This is a genomic window from Bradyrhizobium sp. UFLA05-125 (genome assembly GCF_059803515.1).
This window is the reverse complement of record NZ_JBANBJ010000075.1, coordinates 19,671-42,920: the sequence shown is the minus strand read 5'-3', so window position 1 is coordinate 42,920 and position 23,250 is coordinate 19,671. Positions and strand designations below refer to the sequence as shown.

At 64.9% G+C, this 23,250-nt stretch carries 24 protein-coding genes; 10 read left to right on the top strand and 14 right to left on the bottom strand.

Going from position 1 to position 23,250, the window contains the following annotated elements; genetic code table 11:
- The 4 genes from SO156_RS37910 to purD all read left to right on the top strand — a co-directional run.
- Nucleotides 1-771: alpha/beta hydrolase (locus SO156_RS37910; RefSeq protein WP_498538355.1), on the top strand; the 771-nt coding region annotated here is incomplete at its 5' end.
- Entirely contained in the window at nucleotides 768-1,325 is a 558-nt protein-coding gene (locus tag SO156_RS37905) for a hypothetical protein (protein ID WP_458150274.1), read from the top strand. The genes SO156_RS37910 and SO156_RS37905, both read left to right, overlap by 4 nt.
- Nucleotides 1,325-1,624 carry a winged helix-turn-helix domain-containing protein gene (locus SO156_RS37900; protein ID WP_458150275.1) on the top strand — a complete coding sequence of 100 codons (300 nt, stop codon included), beginning with the start codon at nucleotides 1,325-1,327 and terminating at the stop codon, nucleotides 1,622-1,624. The genes SO156_RS37905 and SO156_RS37900 overlap by 1 nt, the downstream gene beginning before the upstream one ends.
- A gap of 126 nt (nucleotides 1,625-1,750) precedes the next feature.
- A complete protein-coding gene (purD, locus tag SO156_RS37895; RefSeq protein WP_458150276.1) occupies nucleotides 1,751-3,034 on the top strand; it encodes a phosphoribosylamine--glycine ligase in 1,284 nt (427 codons plus the stop codon).
- On the opposite strand, the gene SO156_RS37890 is transcribed toward purD, so the two are convergent.
- Nucleotides 3,035-3,187: a hypothetical protein gene (locus tag SO156_RS37890; RefSeq protein ID WP_498538354.1), complete on the bottom strand. Its 153-nt coding sequence runs from the start codon at nucleotides 3,185-3,187 to the stop codon at nucleotides 3,035-3,037. It abuts the gene before it with no gap.
- On the opposite strand from SO156_RS37890, the gene SO156_RS37885 reads away from it, so the two are divergent.
- A complete protein-coding gene (locus SO156_RS37885) occupies nucleotides 3,186-4,091 on the top strand; it encodes an alpha/beta fold hydrolase (RefSeq protein ID WP_498538353.1) in 906 nt (301 codons plus the stop codon). The two genes, SO156_RS37890 and SO156_RS37885, sit on opposite strands and share 2 nt — an antisense overlap.
- Here the strand turns inward: SO156_RS37885 and SO156_RS37880 are convergent.
- Complete coding sequence (locus SO156_RS37880) at nucleotides 4,088-4,546, bottom strand: nucleoside deaminase (protein WP_283040273.1); 459 nt, start codon at nucleotides 4,544-4,546, stop codon at nucleotides 4,088-4,090. The genes SO156_RS37885 and SO156_RS37880 overlap by 4 nt on opposite strands.
- Nucleotides 4,547-4,666: 120 nt before the next feature.
- Between SO156_RS37880 and SO156_RS37875 the strand changes: the two genes are divergently transcribed.
- Both SO156_RS37875 and rsmD read left to right on the top strand, forming a co-directional pair.
- Nucleotides 4,667-6,634, top strand: a complete 1,968-nt coding sequence (locus tag SO156_RS37875) for a pseudouridine synthase (RefSeq protein ID WP_498538352.1) — start codon at nucleotides 4,667-4,669, stop codon at nucleotides 6,632-6,634.
- Nucleotides 6,635-7,189 carry a 16S rRNA (guanine(966)-N(2))-methyltransferase RsmD gene (gene rsmD / locus SO156_RS37870; protein ID WP_498538351.1) on the top strand — a complete coding sequence of 185 codons (555 nt, stop codon included), beginning with the start codon at nucleotides 6,635-6,637 and terminating at the stop codon, nucleotides 7,187-7,189.
- 109 nt (nucleotides 7,190-7,298) lie between these two features.
- Here rsmD and mutL read toward each other — a convergent pair whose 3' ends face one another.
- Nucleotides 7,299-9,110: a DNA mismatch repair endonuclease MutL gene (gene mutL / locus SO156_RS37865; RefSeq protein WP_498538350.1), complete on the bottom strand. Its 1,812-nt coding sequence runs from the start codon at nucleotides 9,108-9,110 to the stop codon at nucleotides 7,299-7,301.
- A 241-nt stretch (nucleotides 9,111-9,351) separates the two neighbouring features.
- On the opposite strand from mutL, the gene SO156_RS37860 reads away from it, so the two are divergent.
- Entirely contained in the window at nucleotides 9,352-9,669 is a 318-nt protein-coding gene (locus SO156_RS37860; RefSeq protein WP_458148776.1) for a ribbon-helix-helix domain-containing protein, read from the top strand.
- 88 nt (nucleotides 9,670-9,757) lie between these two features.
- Here SO156_RS37860 and SO156_RS37855 read toward each other — a convergent pair whose 3' ends face one another.
- Genes SO156_RS37855 through SO156_RS37840 form a run of 4 tightly spaced genes read right to left on the bottom strand, consistent with a single transcriptional unit; the run spans nucleotide 9,758 to nucleotide 12,715 of the window.
- Complete coding sequence (locus SO156_RS37855) at nucleotides 9,758-11,326, bottom strand: GMC family oxidoreductase (RefSeq protein ID WP_498538349.1); 1,569 nt, start codon at nucleotides 11,324-11,326, stop codon at nucleotides 9,758-9,760.
- A gap of 30 nt (nucleotides 11,327-11,356) precedes the next feature.
- Nucleotides 11,357-11,905: a gluconate 2-dehydrogenase subunit 3 family protein gene (locus SO156_RS37850; protein ID WP_498538348.1), complete on the bottom strand. Its 549-nt coding sequence runs from the start codon at nucleotides 11,903-11,905 to the stop codon at nucleotides 11,357-11,359.
- 28 nt (nucleotides 11,906-11,933) lie between these two features.
- Nucleotides 11,934-12,329 (bottom strand): VOC family protein, encoded by a 396-nt coding sequence (locus SO156_RS37845; RefSeq protein ID WP_498538347.1) that lies wholly within the window; start codon nucleotides 12,327-12,329, stop codon nucleotides 11,934-11,936.
- On the bottom strand, nucleotides 12,329-12,715 hold the full coding sequence (locus tag SO156_RS37840; protein WP_458148783.1) for a c-type cytochrome: 387 nt from the start codon (nucleotides 12,713-12,715) through the stop codon (nucleotides 12,329-12,331). The genes SO156_RS37845 and SO156_RS37840 overlap by 1 nt, the downstream gene beginning before the upstream one ends.
- 308 nt (nucleotides 12,716-13,023) lie before the next feature.
- On the opposite strand from SO156_RS37840, the gene SO156_RS37835 reads away from it, so the two are divergent.
- Nucleotides 13,024-13,332, top strand: a complete 309-nt coding sequence (locus tag SO156_RS37835; RefSeq protein WP_498538346.1) for a hypothetical protein — start codon at nucleotides 13,024-13,026, stop codon at nucleotides 13,330-13,332.
- A gap of 57 nt (nucleotides 13,333-13,389) precedes the next feature.
- On the opposite strand, the gene arfB is transcribed toward SO156_RS37835, so the two are convergent.
- The 7 genes from arfB to SO156_RS37800 form a co-directional block, all read right to left on the bottom strand.
- Nucleotides 13,390-13,806 (bottom strand): alternative ribosome rescue aminoacyl-tRNA hydrolase ArfB, encoded by a 417-nt coding sequence (gene arfB / locus SO156_RS37830; RefSeq protein ID WP_458148771.1) that lies wholly within the window; start codon nucleotides 13,804-13,806, stop codon nucleotides 13,390-13,392.
- Between the two features lie 118 nt (nucleotides 13,807-13,924).
- Nucleotides 13,925-15,307 (bottom strand): M16 family metallopeptidase, encoded by a 1,383-nt coding sequence (locus tag SO156_RS37825; RefSeq protein WP_498538345.1) that lies wholly within the window; start codon nucleotides 15,305-15,307, stop codon nucleotides 13,925-13,927.
- Nucleotides 15,304-16,695 carry a M16 family metallopeptidase gene (locus SO156_RS37820; protein WP_498538344.1) on the bottom strand — a complete coding sequence of 464 codons (1,392 nt, stop codon included), beginning with the start codon at nucleotides 16,693-16,695 and terminating at the stop codon, nucleotides 15,304-15,306. The genes SO156_RS37825 and SO156_RS37820 overlap by 4 nt, the downstream gene beginning before the upstream one ends.
- Before the next feature lie 194 nt (nucleotides 16,696-16,889).
- Complete coding sequence (locus tag SO156_RS37815; protein ID WP_498538343.1) at nucleotides 16,890-17,624, bottom strand: hypothetical protein; 735 nt, start codon at nucleotides 17,622-17,624, stop codon at nucleotides 16,890-16,892.
- 95 nt (nucleotides 17,625-17,719) lie between these two features.
- Complete coding sequence (lspA, locus tag SO156_RS37810) at nucleotides 17,720-18,214, bottom strand: signal peptidase II (RefSeq protein ID WP_498538342.1); 495 nt, start codon at nucleotides 18,212-18,214, stop codon at nucleotides 17,720-17,722.
- A 166-nt stretch (nucleotides 18,215-18,380) separates the two neighbouring features.
- Nucleotides 18,381-21,380, bottom strand: coding sequence for an isoleucine--tRNA ligase (ileS, locus tag SO156_RS37805; protein WP_458148767.1), 3,000 nt, complete (start codon nucleotides 21,378-21,380; stop codon nucleotides 18,381-18,383).
- Between the two features lie 198 nt (nucleotides 21,381-21,578).
- A complete protein-coding gene (locus SO156_RS37800; protein ID WP_498538341.1) occupies nucleotides 21,579-22,550 on the bottom strand; it encodes a bifunctional riboflavin kinase/FAD synthetase in 972 nt (323 codons plus the stop codon).
- 225 nt (nucleotides 22,551-22,775) lie between these two features.
- Between SO156_RS37800 and SO156_RS37795 the strand changes: the two genes are divergently transcribed.
- Nucleotides 22,776-23,171 (top strand): response regulator, encoded by a 396-nt coding sequence (locus SO156_RS37795; protein ID WP_008567674.1) that lies wholly within the window; start codon nucleotides 22,776-22,778, stop codon nucleotides 23,169-23,171.
- Nucleotides 23,172-23,250: the final 79 nt, after the last annotated feature.

The window sequence follows — 23,250 nt, the reverse complement described above, 5'->3', positions numbered from 1 at the left end:
CCGGCGCGCGCGCCGGCGACCGGGCAGATCGCCATCGTCGTGCATGGCTCGTCAGGATCGAGCATCGCCGTCCATGCGCTGGCAAAGGGGCTCGCCGCGCGCGGCATCGATGTCTACGCGCCCGATATTCGCGGCCATGGGGCCTCCGGGACGCGCGGCGACATCGGCTATCTCGGCCAACTCGAGGACGATCTTTCCGATTTCGTCGGCGAGATCCGCCAAGCCAATGCGACCGCTGCGTTGACGCTGATTGGCCATTCTTCCGGCGGCGGTTTTGCGCTGCGGGTCGCGGGCTCGCCGATCCAGAACCTGTTTGCGCGCACGATGCTGCTGGCGCCCTATCTCGGCCACGACGCGCCGAGCAGCCGGAAGGACGCGGGCGGCTGGGCAAGCCCGGACATTCCGCGTTTCCTCGCTCTGTCGATGCTGCGCCGGCTCGGAATTGTCTGCTGTGAATCGCTGCCGACCATTGCGTTTGCAGTCGACCCGAACACGAGTGCAATCCTGGCTCCGACCTATTCCTATCGCCTGATGCGCAATTTCGGTAGCTCGAACTCTTATCGCGACGATCTTGCCGCCGCCGGCAAACCGGTCGCGCTGTTCGCGGGCGCCGCCGACGAATTGATGTTTCCGGACAGGTTCCAGGAGGCCGTCGGTCAGCGTATCCAGGTGAAGCTGATCGCCGGCGCCAATCACATGGGGATCATCAGCGACCCAGCGGCGGTGTCGGCGATTGCGGATGAGATGGTGAGAGCGGGGAGCGGATCATGATCAGTATCGATTCCAAGGACGCCGCCTCGGCACTGAAGGAGATCGACGACATCGTCCAGCGCGTGAAGCAATCGCAGCTCTATGAGCTGGCCAGCGCTGCGGCGTTATGGTGGGGTGTGCTGGTCTTCGCCGGCAACGTCGTCACCTGGCTCTGGCCCTACTACGCGGTCTACGCCTGGCCCGCCGTCGACATCCTGGGTGTCGGCGGCCTGGTTGCGCTCCGCCTGCTGAGTCCACCGCAGGTCCATGGTGCCGCCTTCGACATCAGGCTCGTGCTGGTCTTCGTGCTGTTCTTCGCGTTCGGTTATATCTGCACCAACGTGCTCGGTCATTTCGGCCCGCGCGAGCTCGGCGCATTCTGGCCGATCTACTTCATGTTGTTCTACACACTCGCGGGGCTCTGGTTCGGCTATGCATTCGTTGCGATCGGCCTCGGCATCATCGCTCTGACGTTGGTCGGCTTCTTCTATATCGGTGAGCCGTTCCCGCTCTGGATGGCCTTCGTCAACGGCGGCGGCCTGATCCTGGGCGGCCTCTGGATGCGGCGGATCTGATGGCCGAGCTTGACGACATCATTCATCAGCCGTTGCGGCTGAAGATCATGGCCGCTCTGAACGCACTGCCGGTCGCCACCGGCCTGGAATTCGCGCGCCTGAAGAAGCTCACCGGCGCCACCGACGGCAATCTCGGCGCGCATATCGAGACCCTGGCCAAGGCCGGTTACGTCTCCGTGGATAAGGCCTTCGTCGGCAAGAAGCCGCAGACCACCGTCACCGCGACCGCCTCGGGCCGCGGCGCGTTCGCCCGGCATGTGGCGACGTTGCAGGAGATCATTGCGGGGAAGCAGAGCTAGGCGTATCCCCGCCGTCATTCCGGGCTCGCGCCAAGAGGCGCGCCCCGGAATGACGGAGCCCCCTCTTGAGGCCAGCGCGGATTCGTGCGACCGACGCGTCCAGCACACCCCCGTTTTGAGACACGCATGCACATTCTACTGCTCGGTTCCGGCGGCCGCGAACATGCCCTCGCATGGAAGATCGCGGCGTCCCCTCTGGTGACCAAATTCTGGTGCGCACCGGGCAATGCCGGGATCGCCCGCGAGGCGGAGTGCGTGGCGCTCGATGTCGCCGACCATGCCGCCGTGATCGACTTCTGCAAGACCAATGCTGTCGAACTGGTCGTAGTCGGCCCTGAGACCCCGCTCGCGGCCGGCATCGTCGATGATCTTGCAGCCGCCGGGATCAAGGCGTTCGGGCCGAGCAAGGCCGCCGCCCAGCTCGAAAGCTCCAAGGGCTTTACCAAGGCGCTGTGCTCCGAGTTCGGCATTCCCACCGGCGCCTACAAGCGCTTCACCAAGGCAGCCGACGCACTCGCCTACATCCACACCCAGGGCGCGCCGATCGTGGTCAAGGCCGACGGCCTTGCCGCCGGAAAGGGCGTCGTCGTCGCCAAGAGCATGCGCGAGGCCGAGGACGCCATCGCCATGATGTTCGACGGCGCCTTTGGCGAGGCCGGCGCCGAGGTGGTGATCGAGGAATTCCTGCCGGGCCGCGAGATCAGCTTCTTTGCGCTGTGCGACGGCGAGACCGCCATTCCGCTGGCCTCCGCCCAGGACCACAAGCGCGTGTTCGACCATGACGTCGGCCCGAACACCGGCGGCATGGGCGCCTATTCGCCGACGCCGCTGGTCACGCCGGCGATCCATGACGCGATCATGGCCAAAATCATCCTGCCGACAGTCGCCGGCATGAAGCAGCGCAGCACGCCGTTCCGCGGCGTGCTCTATGCCGGGATCATGCTGACGACGCAGGGCCCAAAGCTGTTCGAGTTCAACGTCCGCTTCGGCGATCCCGAGTGCCAGGTGCTGATGCTGCGCATGATGTCCGACATCGTGCCGGCGCTGCTCGCCTCCTGCGACGGGCAACTCAAGAACTTCGATCTGCGCTGGTATCCGGAATCGGCGCTCACCGTCGTGATGGCCGCTAACGGCTATCCCGGCGACTACCGGAAGGGCACCCGCATCGACGGGCTCGACGAGGCCGCTGAGGTCGACACCGTCGAGATCTTCCATGCTGGCACGGTGGCGAAGGATGGCGCGATCCTCGCCAATGGCGGCCGCGTGCTCAACGTCTGCGCGCTCGGCAAGACTGTGGCGGAGGCGCAGGCGCGCGCCTACCAGGCCGTCGATCGCATCCGCTGGCCAGAGGGCTTTTGCCGCCGCGATATCGGCTGGCAGGCGGTGGAAGCGGAGAAGGCCAAGATTTAACTAACGTTTTTCCGGAACGCGCGCATCGGACGCACGCTTGCCGGCAGCCGCCGTGCTACTTTGCATGGGGTTGTTTTCGGCATTTTGGTTGGTGCCGCCGTGGCCGCGCCTCAAAGGGTGGCCGAAAACGACATTTGAGGGGAGGAAAGTCATGTCCGATCTCGCCGACCTCTACCCGGGCTTTGCCTCCGAATGGATCAACACCTACTCGGGCCGCATCTTTGCCCGCGTCGGCGGCAAGGGGCCGCCGCTGCTGCTGCTGCACGGCTTCTCCGAGACGCATGTGATGTGGCACCGCGTCGCGCCGCAGCTTGCCGACGCCTTCACGCTGATCATTGCCGACCTGCCGGGCTATGGCTGGTCGGACATGCCGGACAGCGATGCGCAGCATACGCCCTACAGCAAGCGCGCAATGGCGAAGACCATGGTCGAGGCCATGGAGCAACTCGGCCACGTGCATTTTGCGCTCGCCGGCCACGACCGCGGCGGGCGAGTCTCCTATCGCCTCGCGCTCGATCATCCCGGCCGGCTCTCGCGGCTCGCCGTGCTCGATATCCTGCCGACCTATGATTACTGGGAGCGCATGAACCGGCAGTATGCACTGAAGATCTATCACTGGACCTTCCTGGCGCAGCCCGCGCCGCTGCCGGAAACGCTGATCGCGAGCAACGGCGAATTCTTCCTGCGTTTCAAGATGGCGAGCCAGACCAAGTCGAAGACGCTGGACGCGATCGACAGGCGCGCGCTCGAGCACTACCTCGCGCCGTTCCGCGACCCCGCGCGCGTGCATGCGATGTGCGAGGACTATCGCGCCGGCGCCTATTTCGACTACGAACTCGACAAGGCCGATTTCGCGGCCGGCAAGAAGATCACGATCCCGATGCTCGCGCTGTGGGGAAACGCCGGCGTCGCCCAGGCCGCCGCCACGCCGCTCGACACCTGGAAGCAATGGGCGACCAATGTCGAGGGCATGCCGGTGGACTCGGGGCATTTCCTGACCGAGGAAAACCCCGACGTGACCGCGAAAGCGCTGCGCGAGTTTTTCGTAGGCAGCTAGCGCCGCTCGCGAAAGAACTCGCGCAAGAGCCGCGCGGCCTCGCTCTCGCCGACCGCCGAATAGACCTCGGGCGTGTGATGGCAGGTTGGGGAGGCGAAGAACCGCACCCCGGACTCCACCGCGCCGCCCTTGGGGTCGGCCGCGCCGTAATAGAGCCGCCTGACCCTTGCAAAGGAGATCGCGCCCGCACACATGGTGCAGGGTTCGAGCGTCACGTAGAGGTCGCAATCGACCAGCCGCTCGCTGCCGATCTTCTTGGCGGCTTCGCGCAGCGCGATGATCTCGGCATGGGCCGTGGGGTCGTGGTCGGTCAGCGTTCGGTTGGCGGCGGTCGCGATGACCTCGTAATTGCGCACCACGACGCATCCGATCGGAACTTCGCCCGATTTTCCGGCATTTTCGGCGGTTTTGAGCGCCAAATCCATGAAAGAAGGGGCTTTCATGCCTCGTATCATCGCCAGAAACCTGCTACTAGCTCCGCCTTCAGCAAGAGTGGATACCGATTTTGCCTGAGCATGCGGCTCCGAACGAGCGCGCACAATGCTCATCGCGCCGCCCCCCAAGTGAGATTATTCATGCCCCGCGACAGCGACAAAGACAACGATTCCCGCGACCGGCGTGATCGAGGCCCGTCCAAGGGTCGCACCGGCAAGCCGCGCGGCCCCGAGAAGAAGTTCGCCAAGCGCGGCTTTGCCGGCAAGGGCGATCGCGACGAGCGCCCGTCCCGTGGCGACCGCGACAGCCGCCCGTTCCGCCGCCGCGAGGACGGCGACGCGCCGCGCCGCGACTATGGCGACCGGCCGCGCTTCAAGCGCGACGACCGCGGTCGCGAGGAGCGCGGCGAGCGCAGCTTCAAGCCGCGTGGCGACCGTCCGTTCAAGCCGCGCGGAGACCGCCCGCAATTCGACCGCGACGAGCGGGCGCCGCGCGGCGAACGGTCCGAGCGGCGGTTCGACGACCGAAAGTTTTCGCGCGGCGGCTCCGACCGGCCGCGCAAGGACTTTGGCCGCGATCGCGATTTCGAAGGCAAGCGCGACTTTAGGGATCGCAAGGGCGACTCCGGAGATCGCAAAGGCGACTCTGGAGATCGCAAGCGCACCTTCGAAGGTGGGGATCGCAAGCGCAGCTTTGGCGATCGCCCGCGCGACCGTGACGATCGTCCCCGCAAGTCTTTCGGCAAGGATTTTGGCGGCCGTGAGCGCGGTGAGGATAAGCCGTGGCGCCAGCGCGACGACCGGCGGGAGGGTGGTCGTGGCGAAGATCGTCCGCGCTTCTCGCGGCGCCGCGAGGAGGGCGGTGAAGATCGTCCGCGTTTCCAGCGCTCGCGCGAGGAACGCTTTGGTGACGACCGTCCCAAGTTCGGCCGGTCGCGCGACAAGCGGCCGGAGGGCCGCATGGACTGGCAGGAGCATCCGCGCAGCGAAGGCCGCTTCCGCGACCGGCCGCGCCGCGACAACGAGGACGACGGTCAGATCTTCGCCAGGCGTCCGGCCTTCGGCGGCCGCGGCGCCTATCGCGAGCGCGATCGTGATTTCGACAGGCGGCCGCGTCGTGAGGAAGAGCCGAAGCCGAAGAAGGCCGGCGAGCGCATCGCCAAGGTGCTTGCGCGCGCAGGCCTCGCCTCGCGGCGCGATGCCGAGGAGATGGTCACGCAGGGCCGTGTCACCGTTAACGGTCGCGTGATCAACTCGCCGGCGCTCGATGTCACCCAGAACGACGTCGTTGCCGTCGACGGCAAGCCGTTGCCGCCGCGCGAGCGCACGCGGCTGTTCCTCTATCACAAGCCGCGCGGGCTGATGACGACGCATGACGACCCCGAGGGGCGGCCGACGGTGTTCGACAACCTGCCGGAAGGCCTGCCGCGGCTGATCAGCGTCGGCCGGCTCGACTTCAACACCGAAGGTCTCTTGCTGCTCACCAATGATGGCGGCCTCGCGCGCACGCTCGAATTGCCCGACACCGGCTGGCTGCGCCGCTACCGCGTCCGTGCCCATGGCGAGATCACGCAGGCCCAGCTCGATGCGTTGAAGAATGGCATCGAGGTCGAGGGCGTCAAATACGGCCCGATCGACGCCACGCTCGAGCGCGACCAGGGCGCCAATGTCTGGCTGGTGTTCGCGATCCGCGAAGGCAAGAACCGCGAGGTGCGCAACGTCTGCGCTCATCTCGGGCTCGAGGTGAACCGGCTGATCCGCGTGTCCTACGGTCCGTTCCAGCTCGGCGAGATCCCCGAGGGGCAGGTCGACGAGATCAAGTCACGCGTGCTGCGCGAGCAGCTCGGCGACAAGGTGATCGAGAAATCCGGTGCGCAGTTCGACGTGCCCTCGAAATCCGCCTCCCGCGACGACGATGCTCCGCACGAGAAGAAGCCGATGAAGCGTGCCGTGATCAATGACCGCAAGGGTCGCCGTGTGCTGGTGCAGCGCACCGGCAGCGAGGAGGCGCGGGAGCGCAACGAGATGGAAGCGAGCGGCTACGGCCCGCCGCGCCGTCCCAAGCGCGGCTATCACGGCAAGCGCGATCTCAGGCCGAAAGACGAGTAAATGCGCGTCGTCGGCGGACGATTGAAGGGGCGCAATCTCGCCTCGCCGTCCTCGCGCGACATCCGTCCCACGGCGGATCGTTTGCGCGAGTCCGTGTTCAACATCCTGGTGCACGCCTATGACGATCCGATCGAGGACGCGCGCGTGCTCGATCTTTTCGCCGGCACCGGCGCGCTCGGCATCGAGGCGTCCTCGCGCGGCGCGAAATTTACGCTGTTCGTCGACAATGGCGCCGAGGCGCGCGCGCTACTCCGCAATAATGTCGAGGCGCTGGGCTTGGGCGGCGTAACGAAGGTCTATCGTCGCGATGCAACGGACCTTGGACCTGCGCATCCCGTCGAGCCGTTTTCGCTCGTGTTCCTCGATCCACCCTATGGCAAGGGTCTGGCTGAGAAGGCGCTTGGTTCATTGCGTGATGGCGGCTGGCTGACGCCAGATGCATTGCTGGTGGTCGAGGAAGCGAAAGCCGCGCAATTCGCCGCACCTGAAGGTTTCGAGGAACTGGAGCGGCGCGCGTATGATGACACCGAGTTCGTGTTTTTGAGGAAATCGTAGGGTGGGCAAAGGCGCGCTCTTCGCGCGCCGTGCCCGCCTCTTTTGTCGCAATCGTGGAGAGATGGTGGGCACGGCGCGTTGCGCCTTTGCCGACCCTACGACATCGGGATCATCTTCGCCCGAACAGCTTCTCGACATCCGCGAGCTTCAGCTCCACATAGGTCGGCCGGCCGTGATTGCACTGGCCGGAATTCGGCGTCTCCTCCATCTCGCGAAGCAGCGCGTTCATCTCCTCAGGTCTGAGCCTGCGGCCCGCGCGCACCGAGCCGTGGCAGGCCATGGTGGCGGCGACGTGCATCAGGCGGCGCTCCAGTGGCAGCGCCTCGTCCCACTCGGCCATGTGCTCGGCGAGATCGCGCAGGAGGCCGCCTGCATCGGTCTTGCCGAGCAGAGACGGCGTCTCGCGCACCGCGACGGCGCCGGGGCCGAAGGATTCGATCGCGAGCCCGAACGAGGACAGCTCGCGGCTGCGCGCGAGCAGCCGCTCCACCGTCGCCTCGTCCATCTCGACGATCTCGGGGATCAACAGGAGCTGCCGCTGCACACCGTTTTTCGCCAGCGACGCCTTCAGCCGTTCGTAGACGATACGCTCATGGGCTGCATGTTGGTCAACGATGATGAGGCCGTCGCGGGTCTGTGACACGATGTAGGTCTCGTGGATCTGCGTGCGCGCAGCACCGAGCGGACGATCGACCATATCGCCGACCAGCTGCGCCTCGATTCTCACATCCGCAGCCGGCGCGCCGACGTCGAAGGCCGCCTGCACGCGCTCCGCGAAAGCGGGCGCAGCGGTGCCCTCGAACGACGGCAGCGGCGCCGTCGGGGCGGATGGCGACTGCCGCCAGTCCCAGTTGCCGGGGCGCGGCGCGAACGCGGGGCGGAATGACGACAGCGCGCTGCCGCCGCTGTTCGCGGCGGTACGCCGGCCCTCGCGCGCTAGACCTTCCTTCAATCCGTGCACGATCAGCGCACGCACGAGACCAGCATTGCGGAATCGCACTTCGGTCTTGGCTGGATGCACGTTGGCGTCGACCTCGCGCGGGTCGAGCGTGACGAACAGCGCCAGCACCGGATGGCGGTCGCGCGGCAGATAGTCGAAATAGGCCGCGCGCACCGCGCCCAGGATCAGCTTGTCGCGCACGGGCCTCCCATTGACGAAGAGATATTGCCCGAGCGCATTCGCCTTTGTCAGCGCCGGGGCAGCCGCGTAACCCGCGACGACGACGCCGTCGCGCTCGGCATGAACCTCGATCGCGTGGCTACGAAATTCCGCGCCCAAAATGTCGCCGAGCCGGGTCAGCCGGCCGGCGGCGCCGGGCAGGGCAGCAGCCCAGGTGACCGGCGCGCGCTCCTCGCCGGCGAGCGTGAAGGCGATATCGGGCCGCGCCATCGCCAGCCGCCGCACGACCTCGCGGATCGCTTCGGCCTCGGTGCGGTCGGTCTTCAGGAATTTCAACCGCGCCGGCGTTGCGTAGAAGAGATCGTTGACCTCGACGCGCGTGCCGTGCGCAAGCGCCGCCGGCATGATCTCGGACCTCTCTCCGCCCTCGACCGACAGCGCCCAGGCGTGCGACTCGCTGGCGTGGCGCGTGGTGATCGAGAGCCGCGCGACCGAGCCGATCGAGGGCAGCGCCTCGCCGCGGAACCCGAGCGTTCGGATTTGCAGGAGGTCTTCGTCGTCGAGTTTCGAGGTCGCGTGGCGTTCGACTGCGAGCGACAGGTCCTTCACGGTCATGCCGCTGCCGTCGTCGGTGATGCCGATCCGCCGCCGGCCGCCGCCATCGGTGAATACGTCGATGCGGCTCGCGCCGGCATCGACGGCGTTCTCGACCAGTTCCTTGACCACGCTCGCCGGACGCTCGACCACCTCGCCGGCGGCGATGCGGTTGACGACTTGCTCTGGAAGCTGACGGACGGGCATGGGCTCGGACTTGGATTCGCTCGGGGACGGCTATCTTAAGCCGTGTTGCGTCAAAAGCATGTGTTGGGCAACGCCAACGTGGCGGGCTGGGGAAGAGGGCGGTCTATCACATTGAAGACATTGGACGTTCGAAAAAAATCGCGTGCCGGCAGCGGGCCCGTCTTCTCCGTCGGTCCTGATTGTGAGCCGTGGGGTGCGGGTGTAGCATCGTGAAAAAACGGCAACAGGACGGGAGGACGCCATGTGCCATTTGTTCGCGCATCAGCCCCAACGCGATTATGAGTCCCAGACCCGCTCGCTCAGGATCGGCGGGCATTGCACCTCGATCCGGCTGGAAATGGCGTTCTGGGATACGCTGGAGGAGATCGCGGCCAAGGAGAGCATGAGCCTCGGCAAGTTCCTGACGACGCTCTACAACGAAGTCCTCGACCATCATGGCGAGGTCAACAATTTCGCCTCGCTGCTGCGCTGCTCCTGCCTGATCTACCGCTCCAAGAACGTCGTGCAGGTGCAGGAGTTCAAGGGTGCGGCCACGCGCATTCTCGATGCGGCCGAATAAGCCGCATCTGTCCTTCAGGCGCGCGCAATCGCACAAACGCAAAAGCGGCTCTGTCCGGCAGGACTGAGCCGCTTCGTCATGTAGGGTATCAGATTTCCTTCTTCTGCATCGCGCCGGCGATGTAGTCCGCCTGACGGATAGCGAGCGCGACGATGGTCAGCGTCGGGTTGCAGGCCGCGCCGCTGGTGAATTGGCTGCCGTCCGAGACGAACAGATTCTTGACGTCGTGGGTCTGACCGAACTTGTTGACCACGCCATCCCGCGGCTTTTCGCTCATCCGGTTGGTGCCGAGATTGTGGGTGCTCGGATAGGGCGGTGTCGGATAGGTCACGGTGGCGCCGACGGCGTCGTAGACCGCCGCACCCTGCTTGTAGGCGTGCGCTCGCATCGCGACATCATTGGGATGATCGTCGAAATGCACGCTTGCGACCGACATTCCGAACTTGTCCTTCACGGTCGGATCGAGCGTGATGCGGTTCGTCTCCTGCGGCATGTCCTCGCCGACCAGCCACATGCCGGCCATCCGAGGATAGCCGTCGAGCGCAGCGGTGAACGGCCGCCCCCAGGCGCCGGGATTGAGGAACGCCGCCATGAAGGGCAGGCCGATCGACAGCGTCTCCATCTCGTAGCCTCCGACGAAGCCGCGCTTCGGATTGTTGGCCGCCTCGTCGCGGATGATGCCGGCCATGGTCGTGCCGCGATACATGTGCACCGCCTTCTCGAACACCGCATAGACGCTGCCCGTCATGTGGCGCATGTAGTTGCGGCCGACCTGTCCGCTCGAGTTGGCAAGGCCGTCGGTGAATGTGTTCGAGGCACTGTTGAGCAACAGCCTCGGGCTTTCGATCGAATTGCCGGCGACCGCAACGATGCGGGCCTTCTGGCGCTGCATCGCGCCGGTCTCGTCGGCGTAGACGACACCGGTCACCTTGCCGCTCGCATCATGCTCGATCTTGATCGCCATGCTGTTGGGCCGGACCTCGAGATTGCCGGTCGCCTCGCCCTTCGGGATCTCGGTGTAGAGCGTCGACCATTTGGCACCGGACTTGCAGCCCTGGAAGCAGAAGCCGATCTGCTGGCACGATCCGCGGCCATCGCGCGGCTGGCTGTTGATCGCCATATTGCCGGTGTGCACGGTCTTGTAGCCGAGCTTCTTGGCGCCGGCCTCGAGCACCTTGAAATTGTTGTTGCCGGGAAGCCCGGGAATGCCGTTGGTGCGGGTTACGCCCATCTTGTCTTCGGCCTTGGCGTACCACGGCTCCATCTCCGCGAGCGTGACCGGCCAGTCGAGCAGGTTCGCACCGGGAATGTTGCCGTAGGTGCTCTTCACCCTGAACTCGTGCTCGTCGAAGCGCAGCGACGCGCCGGCCCAGTGCACCGTGGAGCCGCCGACCGCCTTGACGATCCAGGCGGGAAGATTCGGGAAGTCCTTGGCGACCCGCCAGGTCCCCGACGTGGTGCGTGTGTCCGACCAGGCGAGCTGGGAAAAGCTGTCCCACTCGTCGTTGATGAAGTCCTGATTCTCGATGCGCGGACCGGCTTCGAGAATGACGACCTTGACGCCCTTCTGTGCGAGCTCGTTGCCCAGCGTGCCGCCTCCGGCACCGGAGCCGACGATCACCACAACGCCGCTGTCGTTCAGATCGAATTTTGCCATATGCGTTTCTCCTGAACCGTTGGGTGCGACTTAAGCTTTCGATAGCCAGTCGATGTCGGCAAAGCCGCGGTTGATGTAGCCGCCATGCTCGGCGGATGAGCCCTCGTAGCCGAACCGCGGCCAGACCTCTTTCTGGTTGTAGAGCGACACGATGAGGTCCCCGCGCACCTTCTGGAAGAAGTCGCTCTGCTCGATCTCCTTCAGCAGCACGACGCGGTCCGCTTCCCAGGGCACCTCGGCGTAGGGCAATTTGTGGCGGTCGCGTGAGTTCTGGTCGAGCCTGGCGATGCCGTCGCTGATGAGGGTTTTGACGGTCGGGTCCTTGGCCGCCTTGCCGTCCCATGGCTTGATCGCCGTGATGTAGTAGCTGTCGCCGAGAACGTCGTGCGGATAGATGTCGCGCGCAACCTTCAACAGCGTCTTCATCGTCGCGGGCTCCAGCGCGCTCGAGTCATCGGCCCAAGCGTTTTCGATGTTCACGCCAACGCTGGTCGCAGCGGCCACGACCGGCACGGCCGTTGCCGCGCCCTGAAGGAAGACGCGGCGACTATGCTTGCTTCGACGATCGACTTCTCTCATGGGATTCCTCCGTGATTTTGCGTTTTGATCAGTTGAAACGTCCGCCCCGCTGGATCACCTCGATCTTGTAGCCATCGGGATCACTGACGAAGAAAAAGCGCGCCAGCGTCTTGCCCTCATGCTTGAAGTCGCGCAGCGGCCCCGGTGCCAGCTGCTCGCGCTCGAAGCGGGCGTGTTCGGCGTCGAGATCCTCGACCACCACGGCGAGATGTCCGTAGCCGTCGCCGAGCGCGTACGGCTCCTTGCGATCGGAATTGACCGTCAGCTCAACCTCGAAAGGTGAGGAAGGGTGACGCAGATAAATCAGGGCGAAGTCCGGAAATTTCAGATGGTCGGCGATTTCGAGGCCGAAGGCGCGCCTGTAGAAGTCGAGCGAGCGTGCCTCCTCGAGCACGCGGATCATGGAATGAACCGGCTTTGCCATCAGTTCAGCTCCTTCAGATAAGCGATGATGGCGGCGCGGGTCTCGGGCTTGGCCTGCCGGTAGGCCATGACCACGCCGGGAATGACGGCTTGCGGATTGGTCAGCCAGGCATCGAGTCTCGCCTCGTCCCAGGCGAAGTCCGCCTTCGCGAGGCCCTCTGAATAGTGAAACCCTTCAGTCTTTCCGGCCGGTCGTCCCACGATCTTGACCAGTGGCGGGCCTTGCCGCATCGGTTCCGACAGGTTCGTCGTGTGGCACACCGCGCATTGCTGCTTGAAGAGTGTTGCGCCATCCGCCGGCTTTGCAGCCGGCAACGGCATTTGCGCGTCGGCGACCCGCACCACCAGCACCACTGCGGTGCACAATCCCACCACGACTGCGCGCATCGGCAAGAACCCGCCCATCCACATCAACGTCAGCGTGCGCAAACTCTAGGCGGCGCCAAACATGCAGTGGTAGTAGCGGGCTGTTTCGTCGCAAGTGGGGGCTCGCGGCTTGTGTGTGTTCCGCGCCGCCGCATATGAGGAACACAATTTCGCGAAACCGCCTAGAAATCCCTAAACGATCACCACACGACGCGGATTGCATGAGAGTCGCGCCGTTCGAACTCTCTAGGCGATGAAATGGTCCGGCACATGCGAGCGGCGCGGGGAGCAACCGAACCGTTCATCGCGAAAAAATCCAGGAGAAATGGATGAAGTTGGTGAAGACCTCTGTGATCGCATGCGCTGTTTCGGCTCTCATTGCTGCGCCAGTTTTCGCGCAAGGTGCGTCAACCGGCGTCAAGACAGGCGGCACCGTGCAAAGCAAACCTATGCAGGGCGCCGCGCCGTCGGGCGAGGACGAAGCGCTCGGCGCACAGCAGGGAGCTGCGGGCGAGCAAATGGGCATGAAGTCGACCAAGGGTACGAAGGGCGCGGTCGGCACCACGGGCAGCGCAATGCATAAGGGGACGGTCAACGATTCCGTTTCGGGCAGTGCCGCCGGCGGCAAGCGCTACTAGCATCGAGACGCGAAACAGCTAACCTCCGGTCGCTCTGCGGCCGGAGGATTTGGCCGGTCAATCGTCGAAACCGCCGCCGCGCCTGGCCTTGATGTCGCCGCGGCGCTTCTTGCTGTCGAGCCGGCGCTGCTTGGAGGCGAAGGTCGGTCGTGTCGCACGGCGTGGCGTCGGCCGTACCATGGCCTCGCGCAGCATCTCGAGCAGGCGATCGATCGCGTCCTGGCGGTTGCGCTCCTGGGTGCGGAAACGCTGCGCCTGGATCACGATGACGCCGTCCTTGGTCATGCGCTGGCCGGCGAGGCGCGCAAGGCGCAAGGCGGCGTCCTCCGGCAAAGTCAGCTTGCGCGTGTCGAAGCGCAGTTGCGCTGATGTCGCGACCTTGTTGACGTTCTGTCCGCCCGGGCCGGAGGCGCGGACGAAGCCGATCTCGATGTCTTCTTCGTCGATGACGAGATCGCGGGAAATCCGCAGCATGGTGGCACCACTCGTGATGCCCCGACCTATCGCGGGCACCCTCATTTGGCAATGCTGCATCAGGGAAAATGCGAATGGCCGGGGCAAGCCCGGCCATTCAGCGCGGAGAAGCGCGAGTTCAGTTCGACTTCGGCGCGGCCGCAGCGGCCGCTGCGGCGGGCTGCGCGGCCGCCTGGGGGGCGCGGCCGACGATGACGGTCAGGAGGCCCTGGCCCCACAGCCGCTTCGCGGCCTGCCTGGCGTCGTCCAGCGTCACGGCATCGACGATGGCATTGCGCTTCTCGATATAATCGATCGGCAGCTTGTCCTGTTGATATTGCAGCAGCGCCTGGGCGAGCTTGGAGGAGGTGTCGAGCGCCAGCATCTGTGAGCCCTTGAGGTAGGACTTCGCCTCGTCGAGCTCCTTCTGCGTCGGTCCCTCCTCGGCGATGCGTCGCACCTCCTTCTCGATCGCATCGATGGTGTCGCCGGCGCGGTCTGCACGCGTGCCGGTGTTGCCGATGAAGACGGCCGAGTGCTCCATCCACAACAGCGATTCAAACACCGAATAGGCCAGCCCGCGCTTCTCGCGCACCTCGCGATAAAGCCGGGAGGACAATCCGCCGCCACCCAGGATGTGGTTGACGACGTAGGCGGCCATGAAGTTCGGATCGCTGCGCTTCACGCCGGGGCCGCCGAAGGTGATCACCGTCTGCGGCACGTCGAGCGGCACGAAAGCGCGCTGCGGCGGCGAGGCTGGCTCGATGTCGGGGACCGGCGTGAGGTTCGCCTTGGCCGGCAGGCCGCCAAACGTCTTGTCGAGCAGCTTGCCGAGCGTTGCGGGGTCGACGTCGCCGACGACCGCAACCTTCAGCGTGTCCCTGGCGAGGACGCGACCGACATAATCCTTCATGTCGGCGACCGTGATGGTCGGCACGCTTTCCAGCGTCCCGCTGGTCTGCCGACCGTAGGGATGATCGCCGAAGGCGATCTCCAGGAACTTGCGGCTGGCGAGAGCGGTCGGATTGGTGGTGTCACGGCGCAGGCCCGAGATGATCTGGGAACGGATGCGCTCGACGTCGGCGGTGTCGAAATGCGGCGAGGTCAGTGCCATCCGCAACAGGTCGAAAGCTTCGTCCTTGTTGTCGCGGAGCATGCGCAGGCTGCCGCGGAACGTGTCGCGGCTGGCGCTGAAGGAGAGCTCGATGGCGCGGCGATCGAGCCGCTCGTGGAAGGTCTTGGAATCGAGATCGCCGGAGCCTTCGTCGAGGAGGTCACCGACGAGGTTGGCGACGCCCGGCTTGCCCTTGGGATCCTGCGATGCGCCGCCGGCAAAGGAATACTCCATCGCGATCAGCGGCACGGTCGCGTCCTGCACGAACCAGGCTTCGATACCGCCCGGCGAGGTCAGATGCTGGATCCTGGCTGCGGCCTGCGACGGCGACAGGGACGCCAAAGAGAGAGCCACCGAGGTGACGACGGAGAGCGCAATGCCGCGCACGCGGAGGAAGGGATGGGTCACGAACGCTTCTCCTCGCGCTTGGCGGTGGTGGTGTCCTTGATCAGATAGCCGGTGACCGAGCGCTTCTTCTCGAGCCACTTTTGCGCGGCGGCGCGTACCTGTTCGGCGGTCACGGCGCGGATGCGATCGGGCCAGCTGCGGATGTCCTCGATGGACAGGCCCGTCGTCAGCGCGCCGCCATACCAGCGCGCCAGCACTGCCTGATTGTCCTGGGCGTAGATTGCTTCGGCGATGAGCTGGGTCTTGACCCGCTCGAGATCCTCGGCGCGGATCGGGTTCTGCACGATGTCGGCGATCACGCCGTCGATGACCTGCTCGACCTCTGCAAAGCTGACGCCCTGCTTGGGAGAGGCCGCGATCGAGAACTGGCTCGGGTCGAGCGAGGTACTCGAATAGCTGGCGCTGGCGGAGACCGCGAGCGGCTTGTCGACCACGAGCGCACGGTAGAGATAGGAGTTGCTGCCGCTGCCCATCAGTTGCGCAAGCACGTCGAGCGCGGCGCTCTCACCGGCCGCCGCCGTGGTTGCCGATGGCACGAGGTAATAGCGGCGCAGACCGGGCTGCTCGACGCGCGGATCGGATAGCGTGACGGTGCGCGGGGCCGCCGGCTCCGGCTCCTGCGGTCGGATGCGTTGCGCGGGGATCGCTGGCTGTGCCGGGATCGGGCCGAAATTGCGCTCGACCAGCGGGCGCACGTCGGCGACCTCGACATCGCCGGCGATCACCAGGATCGCGTTGTTCGGCGCATAGAAGCGGCGGTAGAATGCCAGCGCATCCTCGCGATTGAGCTTCTCGATCTCCTGGTGCCAGCCGATCACCGGCCGGCCATAGGGATGGTTGAGATAGAGCGCGGCCATGACCTGTTCGTTCAGCCGTGCCTCGGGGCTGTTCGCGACGCGCATGTTGTACTCTTCGAGCACGACGTCGCGCTCGGGCAGCACGTTCTCGTCCTTGAGCACGAGCCCGGTCATGCGATCAGCTTCGAACTCCATCATGGTCGGCAGCTGTTCGCGCGGCACACGCTGATAGTAGTTGGTGTAGTCGACCGAGGTGGAGGCGTTCTCGTTGCCGCCGACGCGCAGCACGGTCTGGGAAAACTCGCCGACCGGATGTTTCTCCGTGCCCTTGAACATCAGATGCTCGAGAAAATGGGCGAGCCCCGATTTGCCGGGCGTCTCGTCGGCCGAGCCGACCTTGTACCAGATCATCTCCGTGACCACGGGCGTGCGGTGGTCGGGGATCACCACGACCTGGAGGCCGTTACCGAGCGTGAAGCTGCTGGGCGGTGCGGATGTTACCGTTGTCTGGGCGAATGCGCCGCCGGTCGTAAGAGCACAAGTCGAAAGCAACGCGGCGAGGAGGCAGGCAGCCGATCGGTATGAGGACATCACAATCCTTGTGAAAGCCCGGAGCCAAATGTCCGGGTGCAAAAGCACGGCATGCTACACCGTGCGGCCTAGCACTTTGCGTCACGAAGCAGAGAACGCCGTCATCGTGAAGTTAAAGATACGTCATGTGCCGCGTCCGGCCTACACCGGACGATTGCGGCAGTTCCGCAGAAGCACGCGGGCCGGCAAGAGCGCTATTGCTCTTTCTCCTTGCCGCTCAGCACGTCGTAATACGTCTTGCGGGTCTGGTCCGGCCCCGTGCCATAGGAATAATTCGGCGAGGGCGTCTGGTAGCCGGCGGGCGGCTCGGTCAGGGATTCCCGCGGCGGCTCAGACTTGAATTGCGTGGATTCGCTGCTGTTGCCCTTGAGGAGCTTGAACAGGCCGCCGGTGTAGCCGAGCTGGGCCGGACTCATGGTCGGATTGTTCTGAGTAGGCTGGCCCGGTTCGTTGCTGGTGGTACGAGTAGGGCCGTTCGTCTTGCCCGCGTTCAGCTCGGCTGGCGTGAGCGGCCGGGCGGCTTCCCACGGCTGCTGGAATTTGGTGCCGGATTTCTTTCTTGCGGCAGCAAGCTCCTTGCGGCGCTTTTCGTCGGGGTCCTTGGGCCAGTTCGGTGCGCTCGCCTCGGCGGACGACGCTGGCGGCGGCAGGTCGAGCTTCGGCGGCACCACCAGGGGCGAACGTTCGCGGTATTCGATGCCGGGCCTCTCCAGGCTGCGGCCGCCCTGGGCGCCGAGGCCCGTCATCAGATTGTCGATGATCTTTTCCTCGAACGTCCGGTCGTCCTCTTCGTCGTCATCGCCGGCACGGGCTGCGCCGGCCACCATCACGAGACCGATGCCGAGTGCGACCGAAGTGAGCTTCAGCGAGCGCAACAGCCCGTGCCTCGGGCTTAGCATCATCCAACCTTTCGGCTCGCTTTCGCGCATCGCTGTACCTGTTCTGTTTCGTATTCGATCGCCGCGCCTTGCGCGGGCCTGCCTCGCAAGCAAGGTTCCACCGTCCGGGCCCGTATCGGCCGGGATCAGGGCGCTTTTGCGGCGGGTACCCCCAGGAAGGAATCATACAATAGGGCCGCCACCCCAGCAACGATGGCCACGTCAGCGAGGTTAAAGACGTACCAATTGTAGGTTTTTCCGGCGATTTCGATGTGAAACAGCGCGAAATCAAATACGGCCCCATAGGCTAGGCGATCGATGGCATTGCCGAGGGCGCCGCCGATGATCAACCCCAGCGCCACCGTTGCCAGCCGGGTCTGCGCGCGGGTCATCCAGACCGCCAGCAGAACCACCGCCACGGCCTTGACCGCCATCAACGCGATCGGCCCCGCCGTGCCTTCGGTCTGCAGCCAACCATAGCTGATGCCTTTGTTCCAGGCCGGCATGAGGTCGAAGAACGGCGTCAACCTCAGCCCGCCGCGACGGTCGAGGTCGAACACGTTGAGCAGCCAGAGTTTCGAGACCTGGTCCAGCACGAGCGAAATCACGGCAGACAGAATGCCGGCGCGGAGAGGGGTCATTTCGAGATGGCCTCCGGCGCCGCAACGAATTCCAATGTCGTCCCGGCGAAGGCCGGGACCCATAACCCCAGGCGGTTATCGTTTGAAAGACGCGTGGTCATCTGTCTTCGCTGCAAATTGACGGCGGGGGATTATGCGTCCTGGCTTTCGCCAGGACGACATCGAACTAGATTGCTACCCCCAACGCCTTCCATTCGCGCAGCGCCTTGGCATCGCGCGGGGTGACGTCGGGATAGTCCGCGTCCTCGCCGACGGTCGGCAGGATCTTCCAGGAGCGGGCGCATTTGGTGCCCACCGCCTTCTCGACCACGACCGCAACGCCAGGAACGGCATCGAGACGGAACGCTGCCTCCGGCGCCTCGCCCTCGCGCACCTCGTAATTCGAGGTGATGCAGACCTCGGCGAGATCGACGTCAAATAGCGTCATCTGTGTGTTCCGGTCAGCGATATAGATCACCGGTGATGCCTCGAGCGACGAACCGATGTTCTTGGCCGCGCGCTCGAGCTCCAGCGCGCCGGTGACGACGCGACGCACGTTGCGGATGATCTCCCATTTCGCGGCGAGCTTGTCGTCGCGGAAGTCTTCGAGACCTTCGGGGAACAGCGTCAGATGAACCGAGGGCTCGGCGTCGGGCCGGTACATGCGCCACGCCTCCTCGGCGGTGAAGCTCAGGACCGGCGCCAGCCATTTCAGGATCGCGTTGCAGAGCGTATCGATCGTGGTCAGCGCCGCCTTGCGCGTCAGCGAGGAAGGCGGATCGCAATAGAGCGTGTCCTTGCGGATGTCGAAGTAGAACGCCGACAGCTCGCTGTTGAGGAACGCCGACAGCGTCGCGATCACGCTCTTGAAGTCGAAGGCTTCATAGGCCTTGCGGATCACATCGGTGCGGACCGCAAGCTCGTGCAGCATCAGCCGCTCGAGCTCGGGCATGTCGGCGGGCGCAACGGCGTCGGCCGGCTTGTAGTGATGCAGTGTGCCGAGCATCCAGCGCACGGTGTTGCGCAGCTTGCGATAGGTCTCGACCGTGTTCTTCAGGATCTCGGGGCCGATGCGCTGGTCGTCGGTGTAGTCGCATGACGCGACCCAGAGCCGGAGGATGTCGGCGCCGGACTCCTTGATGACGGCCTGCGGCTCGATGGTGTTGCCGAGCGACTTCGACATCTTGCGGCCATCCTCGGCCTGGGTGAAGCCATGGGTCAGCACGATGTCGTAGGGCGCGCGCCCACGCGTGCCGCAGCTCTCGAGCAGCGAGGAGTGGAACCAGCCGCGATGTTGGTCCGAGCCCTCCAGATACATCACCGTGTCCGTGCCGCCGTCGACCTTGCGCTTGATGCCGGCAAGGCCCGGGAAATGCACGGGGTCTTCCAGCACGAAGGCGTGCGTCGAGCCGGAATCGAACCAGACGTCGAGGATGTCGTCGACCTTCTTCCAGTCCTCATTGGCGCGGCTTCCGAGGAAGCGCTCGCGGGCGCCGTCCATGTACCAGGCATCGGCGCCCTCCTTCTCGAAGGCGTCGCCGATGCGCGTGTTGACGGTCTCGTCCTGGAGGATCTCGGCCGAGCCGTCGCCCTTCTCGCGCACGAACACGGCAATCGGCACGCCCCAGGCACGCTGGCGCGAGATCACCCAGTCGGGGCGCGCCTCGATCATGCCGTTGATGCGGTTCTCGCCTGATGGCGGCACCCATTGCGTCACCGAGATCGCGTGCAGCGCGCGGGCGCGCAGCGTATCGCCGGACTTCGTCTTTCCGTCCACAGCAATGTCCTTGTCCATCGCGATGAACCATTGCGGCGTGTTGCGGAAGATCACCGGCTTCTTGGAGCGCCAGGAATGCGGATACTGATGTTTCAGCCGGCCGCGCGCGATCAGCTTGCCGGCATCAACCAGCGCCTTGATCACGGCCTCGTTGGCGTCGCCCTTCTCGCCCCTGTCGTTGATGACGCGCTTGCCCGCAAAGCCCGGCGCCTGATCTGTATAGGCACCGTTCTCATCGACGGTGTAAGGGATCGCGGTCGGGATGCCGCGTGCATCGAGCTCGCGCGTGTTCGCCGTCCAGACGTCAAAATCCTCGCGGCCGTGGCTCGGCGCGGTGTGCACGAAGCCGGTACCGGTGTCGTCGGTGACGTGATCGCCGGGCAAGAGCGGCACGGTGAAGCCGTAGCCGGCGCCAAGCCCCTTCAGCGGATGGGCGCACTCGATCGCGTCCATCGTGTCGCCGGGGATGTCGCGGACCTTCTCGTAAGACGTCACGCGGGCCTGCTTGAAGACCTCTGCGGCGAGCGCGTCGGCGAGGATCAGGAGATCGCCAGTCTTGGCCCAATTGTCGGCCGGCGCGTCCGTCACCTTATAGAGGCCGTAGGCGATCTTCGGCGAGAACGAGATGGCGCGGTTGCCGGGCAGGGTCCACGGTGTAGTGGTCCAGATCACGACGCTCGCGGAAGCGAGCGCGCCATGCGCGGGCGAAGTGACCGGAAATTTCACCCAGACCATGTCCGAGGTGTAGTCCTCATATTCGACCTCGGCTTCGGCGAGCGCAGTCTTCTCGACCACGCTCCACATCACCGGCTTGGAGCCGCGATAGAGCGTGCCGTTGGCGGCGAACTTCATCAATTCACGCGCGATCTGGGCTTCCGCCGGATAGCTCATGGTGGCGTAGGGGTGGGACCAGTCGCCGATCACGCCGAGACGCTTGAACTCCTCGCGCTGCACGTTGAGCCAGTGCGTCGCATAGGCGCGACATTCTTTGCGGAAGTCGACCATCGCCGCGGAGTCGCGGAAGTCGGGCTTCTGCTTGCCCTTCTTGCGATAGTGCTCCTCCTCGACCTTCCACTCGATCGGCAGGCCGTGGCAGTCCCAGCCGGGCACGTAGTTGGAATCGAAGCCGAGCATCTGCTGGCTCTTGGTGACGAGATCTTTCAGGATCTTGTTCAGCGCCGTGCCGATGTGGATGTTGCCGTTGGCGTAGGGCGGGCCGTCATGCAGCACGAATTTTTCGCGGCCGCGCGCGGTTTCCCGCAGCTTCTCGTAGAGGCCGATCTCGTACCAGCGCTTGAGGATCTCCGGCTCGCGCTGCGGCAGGCCGGCGCGCATCGGGAATTCCGTCTGCGGCAGGAACAGGGTTTTTGAATAGTCTTTGGCTTCGGACTTTTGCGGCTTTTCGGACATGAATGATCTGGCTCGGAAGGGCGCGGAAGGAATGCGATCACGATCGCGGGGTGAAACGACAAAATCCCGGTCTTGCGCCGAGCGAAAGCTCAGACGGAAGCCGGGCCGCTAATCCCTATGATGCGCCGCGCAAACATGGGCTCTCCATAGCAGTCGGGCGGCCAAATCGCAAAGGGCCGGGAGGGGCCGTTTTGGGCTTCAGTCGACGCTTCCCAGCCTCGGGAAGGCGTTGGGGGTGGCCGCCAGCAGGGCCTTCGCACGGGCTGAATCCTCGTCCATCTGGCGGATCAGCGGCTCGATGTCGTCGAACTTCAGTTCCTCGCGAATGAAGCCCACGAACGCGCAATCGAGCTCTTGACCGTAGAGGTCGCCCTTGAAGTCGAACAGGAAGATTTCCAGCAGCGGCGCGCCATTGTCGAAAGTCGGACGCCGGCCGAAGCTTGCGACCCCCTCCAGCCGCTCGGCCCCGCGGCCGACCCGGACCGCGTAGATGCCGTGCTTGAGGGCGCAATTGGCGTCGAGGCGGATATTGGCGGTGGGATAGCCGAGGTCGCGGCCGCGCTTCTCGCCGTGGATGACCTCGCCGGTCACAAACCAGGGCGCGCCCAGCATGGTCGTGGCCTCAATGAGCTGGCCTTCCGCCAGTGCGGTGCGGATCGCGCTGGAGGAGACCGGCCGCTCGTCGATATCGACATGCGGCTGGACGTCGACCTCGATACCCAGGCGGGGCGCCTCATTGACGAGCAGGCCCGGCGAGCCGACCCGGCCCTTGCCGAAATGAAAGTCGTAGCCGACCGCGATCCCGCTGACCCCGAGCCGGCCGATCAGCTCATGGTGAATGAAATCCTGCGCGGATGTCCCGGCGCGGGTCTTGTCGAACGTCATGACTACGGCGCCGGCAAGCCCGGTGCCGGCCAGAAGCCGCAGCTTGGCTCGCTCATCCGTGAGGCGGAATTGCGGGGTGTTAGGGCTGAAAAACCGTCGCGGATGCGGCTCGAAGGTCAGCGCAAATGCCGGCCGGTTGTGCGTCCGGCCCATCTCCAGCGCAGCCGCAATCACCGCCCGATGGCCGAGATGAACGCCGTCGAAATTGCCCATGGCGACCACGGCTCCCCTTGGGATCGTGTGAGCCGGCGTGGAATCGCGGATAACAGTAAAATGCGGAGCCATCAGGGGAATTCTCTGGGGCGGGTCGGCCCGGGACCGTGACGTGACGCGCCAGGCGAAGTCAAGCGGAGGATGCGGCCGCATCGCTTCGCATTTCCGGGGTTTCCGGCAAGGGCCAATTAACGCGCTGTTTAACGCCTTGGTGCTAGTCCTTCTGAGATGGAACTGTGGGGCGTCGGGCCCGGCAGTGCGATCGTTAATATTCCTGTTGCGTTTGGGGGAGTCGAGATGGCGGTTGATTTGTCGATGCCGGTTCTGGTGGTGGATGACTACAGCACCATGATCCGTATCATCCGGAATCTGCTGAAGCAGCTTGGCTTCGAGAATATCGATGACGCCAGCGACGGCTCGGCGGCGCTGAACAAGATGCGCGGCAAGAAGTACGGGCTCGTGATTTCCGACTGGAACATGGAGCCGATGACGGGCTACGACCTCCTGCGCGAAGTGCGGGCCGATCCCAACCTCGCCACCACGCCCTTCATCATGATCACGGCGGAATCCAAGACGGAGAACGTGATCGCGGCCAAGAAGGCCGGCGTGAACAACTATATCGTCAAGCCGTTCAACGCGGCGACGCTGAAGACCAAGATCGAGGCGGTCTTCCCGGACATGGCAAGCGCGTAAGCGTCGATCCATCAGATGGATTTGAATGCCCGGGCTTGTCCCGGGCATTTGCTTTGGGCACCGTCATTCCGGGGCGATG

Excerpts from the sequence above, each read along its gene's own strand:
- arfB (WP_458148771.1), bottom strand. The coding sequence starts at position 13,806 with ATGCTGCGGATTTCCCGCGATCTCGTCATCGACGAAGAAGACATCGAG.
- SO156_RS37795 (WP_008567674.1), top strand. The coding sequence starts at position 22,776 with ATGGCGGTTGATTTGTCGATGCCGGTTCTGGTGGTGGATGACTACAGC.
- SO156_RS37845 (WP_498538347.1), bottom strand. The coding sequence starts at position 12,329 with ATGGCAAAGCCGGTTCATTCCATGATCCGCGTGCTCGAGGAGGCACGC.
- ileS (WP_458148767.1), bottom strand. The coding sequence starts at position 21,380 with ATGTCCGAAAAGCCGCAAAAGTCCGAAGCCAAAGACTATTCAAAAACC.
- SO156_RS37885 (WP_498538353.1), top strand. The coding sequence starts at position 3,186 with ATGTCCGATCTCGCCGACCTCTACCCGGGCTTTGCCTCCGAATGGATC.
- mutL (WP_498538350.1), bottom strand. The coding sequence starts at position 9,110 with ATGCCCGTCCGTCAGCTTCCAGAGCAAGTCGTCAACCGCATCGCCGCC.
- SO156_RS37890 (WP_498538354.1), bottom strand. The coding sequence starts at position 3,187 with ATGACTTTCCTCCCCTCAAATGTCGTTTTCGGCCACCCTTTGAGGCGC.
- SO156_RS37835 (WP_498538346.1), top strand. The coding sequence starts at position 13,024 with ATGAAGTTGGTGAAGACCTCTGTGATCGCATGCGCTGTTTCGGCTCTC.
- SO156_RS37875 (WP_498538352.1), top strand. The coding sequence starts at position 4,667 with ATGCCCCGCGACAGCGACAAAGACAACGATTCCCGCGACCGGCGTGAT.
- SO156_RS37905 (WP_458150274.1), top strand. The coding sequence starts at position 768 with ATGATCAGTATCGATTCCAAGGACGCCGCCTCGGCACTGAAGGAGATC.
- SO156_RS37880 (WP_283040273.1), bottom strand. The coding sequence starts at position 4,546 with ATGATACGAGGCATGAAAGCCCCTTCTTTCATGGATTTGGCGCTCAAA.
- SO156_RS37840 (WP_458148783.1), bottom strand. The coding sequence starts at position 12,715 with ATGCGCGCAGTCGTGGTGGGATTGTGCACCGCAGTGGTGCTGGTGGTG.
- SO156_RS37815 (WP_498538343.1), bottom strand. The coding sequence starts at position 17,624 with ATGCGCGAAAGCGAGCCGAAAGGTTGGATGATGCTAAGCCCGAGGCAC.
- SO156_RS37800 (WP_498538341.1), bottom strand. The coding sequence starts at position 22,550 with ATGGCTCCGCATTTTACTGTTATCCGCGATTCCACGCCGGCTCACACG.
- SO156_RS37900 (WP_458150275.1), top strand. The coding sequence starts at position 1,325 with ATGGCCGAGCTTGACGACATCATTCATCAGCCGTTGCGGCTGAAGATC.
- SO156_RS37855 (WP_498538349.1), bottom strand. The coding sequence starts at position 11,326 with ATGGCAAAATTCGATCTGAACGACAGCGGCGTTGTGGTGATCGTCGGC.
- lspA (WP_498538342.1), bottom strand. The coding sequence starts at position 18,214 with ATGACCCCTCTCCGCGCCGGCATTCTGTCTGCCGTGATTTCGCTCGTG.
- SO156_RS37820 (WP_498538344.1), bottom strand. The coding sequence starts at position 16,695 with ATGTCCTCATACCGATCGGCTGCCTGCCTCCTCGCCGCGTTGCTTTCG.
- rsmD (WP_498538351.1), top strand. The coding sequence starts at position 6,635 with ATGCGCGTCGTCGGCGGACGATTGAAGGGGCGCAATCTCGCCTCGCCG.
- purD (WP_458150276.1), top strand. The coding sequence starts at position 1,751 with ATGCACATTCTACTGCTCGGTTCCGGCGGCCGCGAACATGCCCTCGCA.
- SO156_RS37860 (WP_458148776.1), top strand. The coding sequence starts at position 9,352 with ATGTGCCATTTGTTCGCGCATCAGCCCCAACGCGATTATGAGTCCCAG.
- SO156_RS37850 (WP_498538348.1), bottom strand. The coding sequence starts at position 11,905 with ATGAGAGAAGTCGATCGTCGAAGCAAGCATAGTCGCCGCGTCTTCCTT.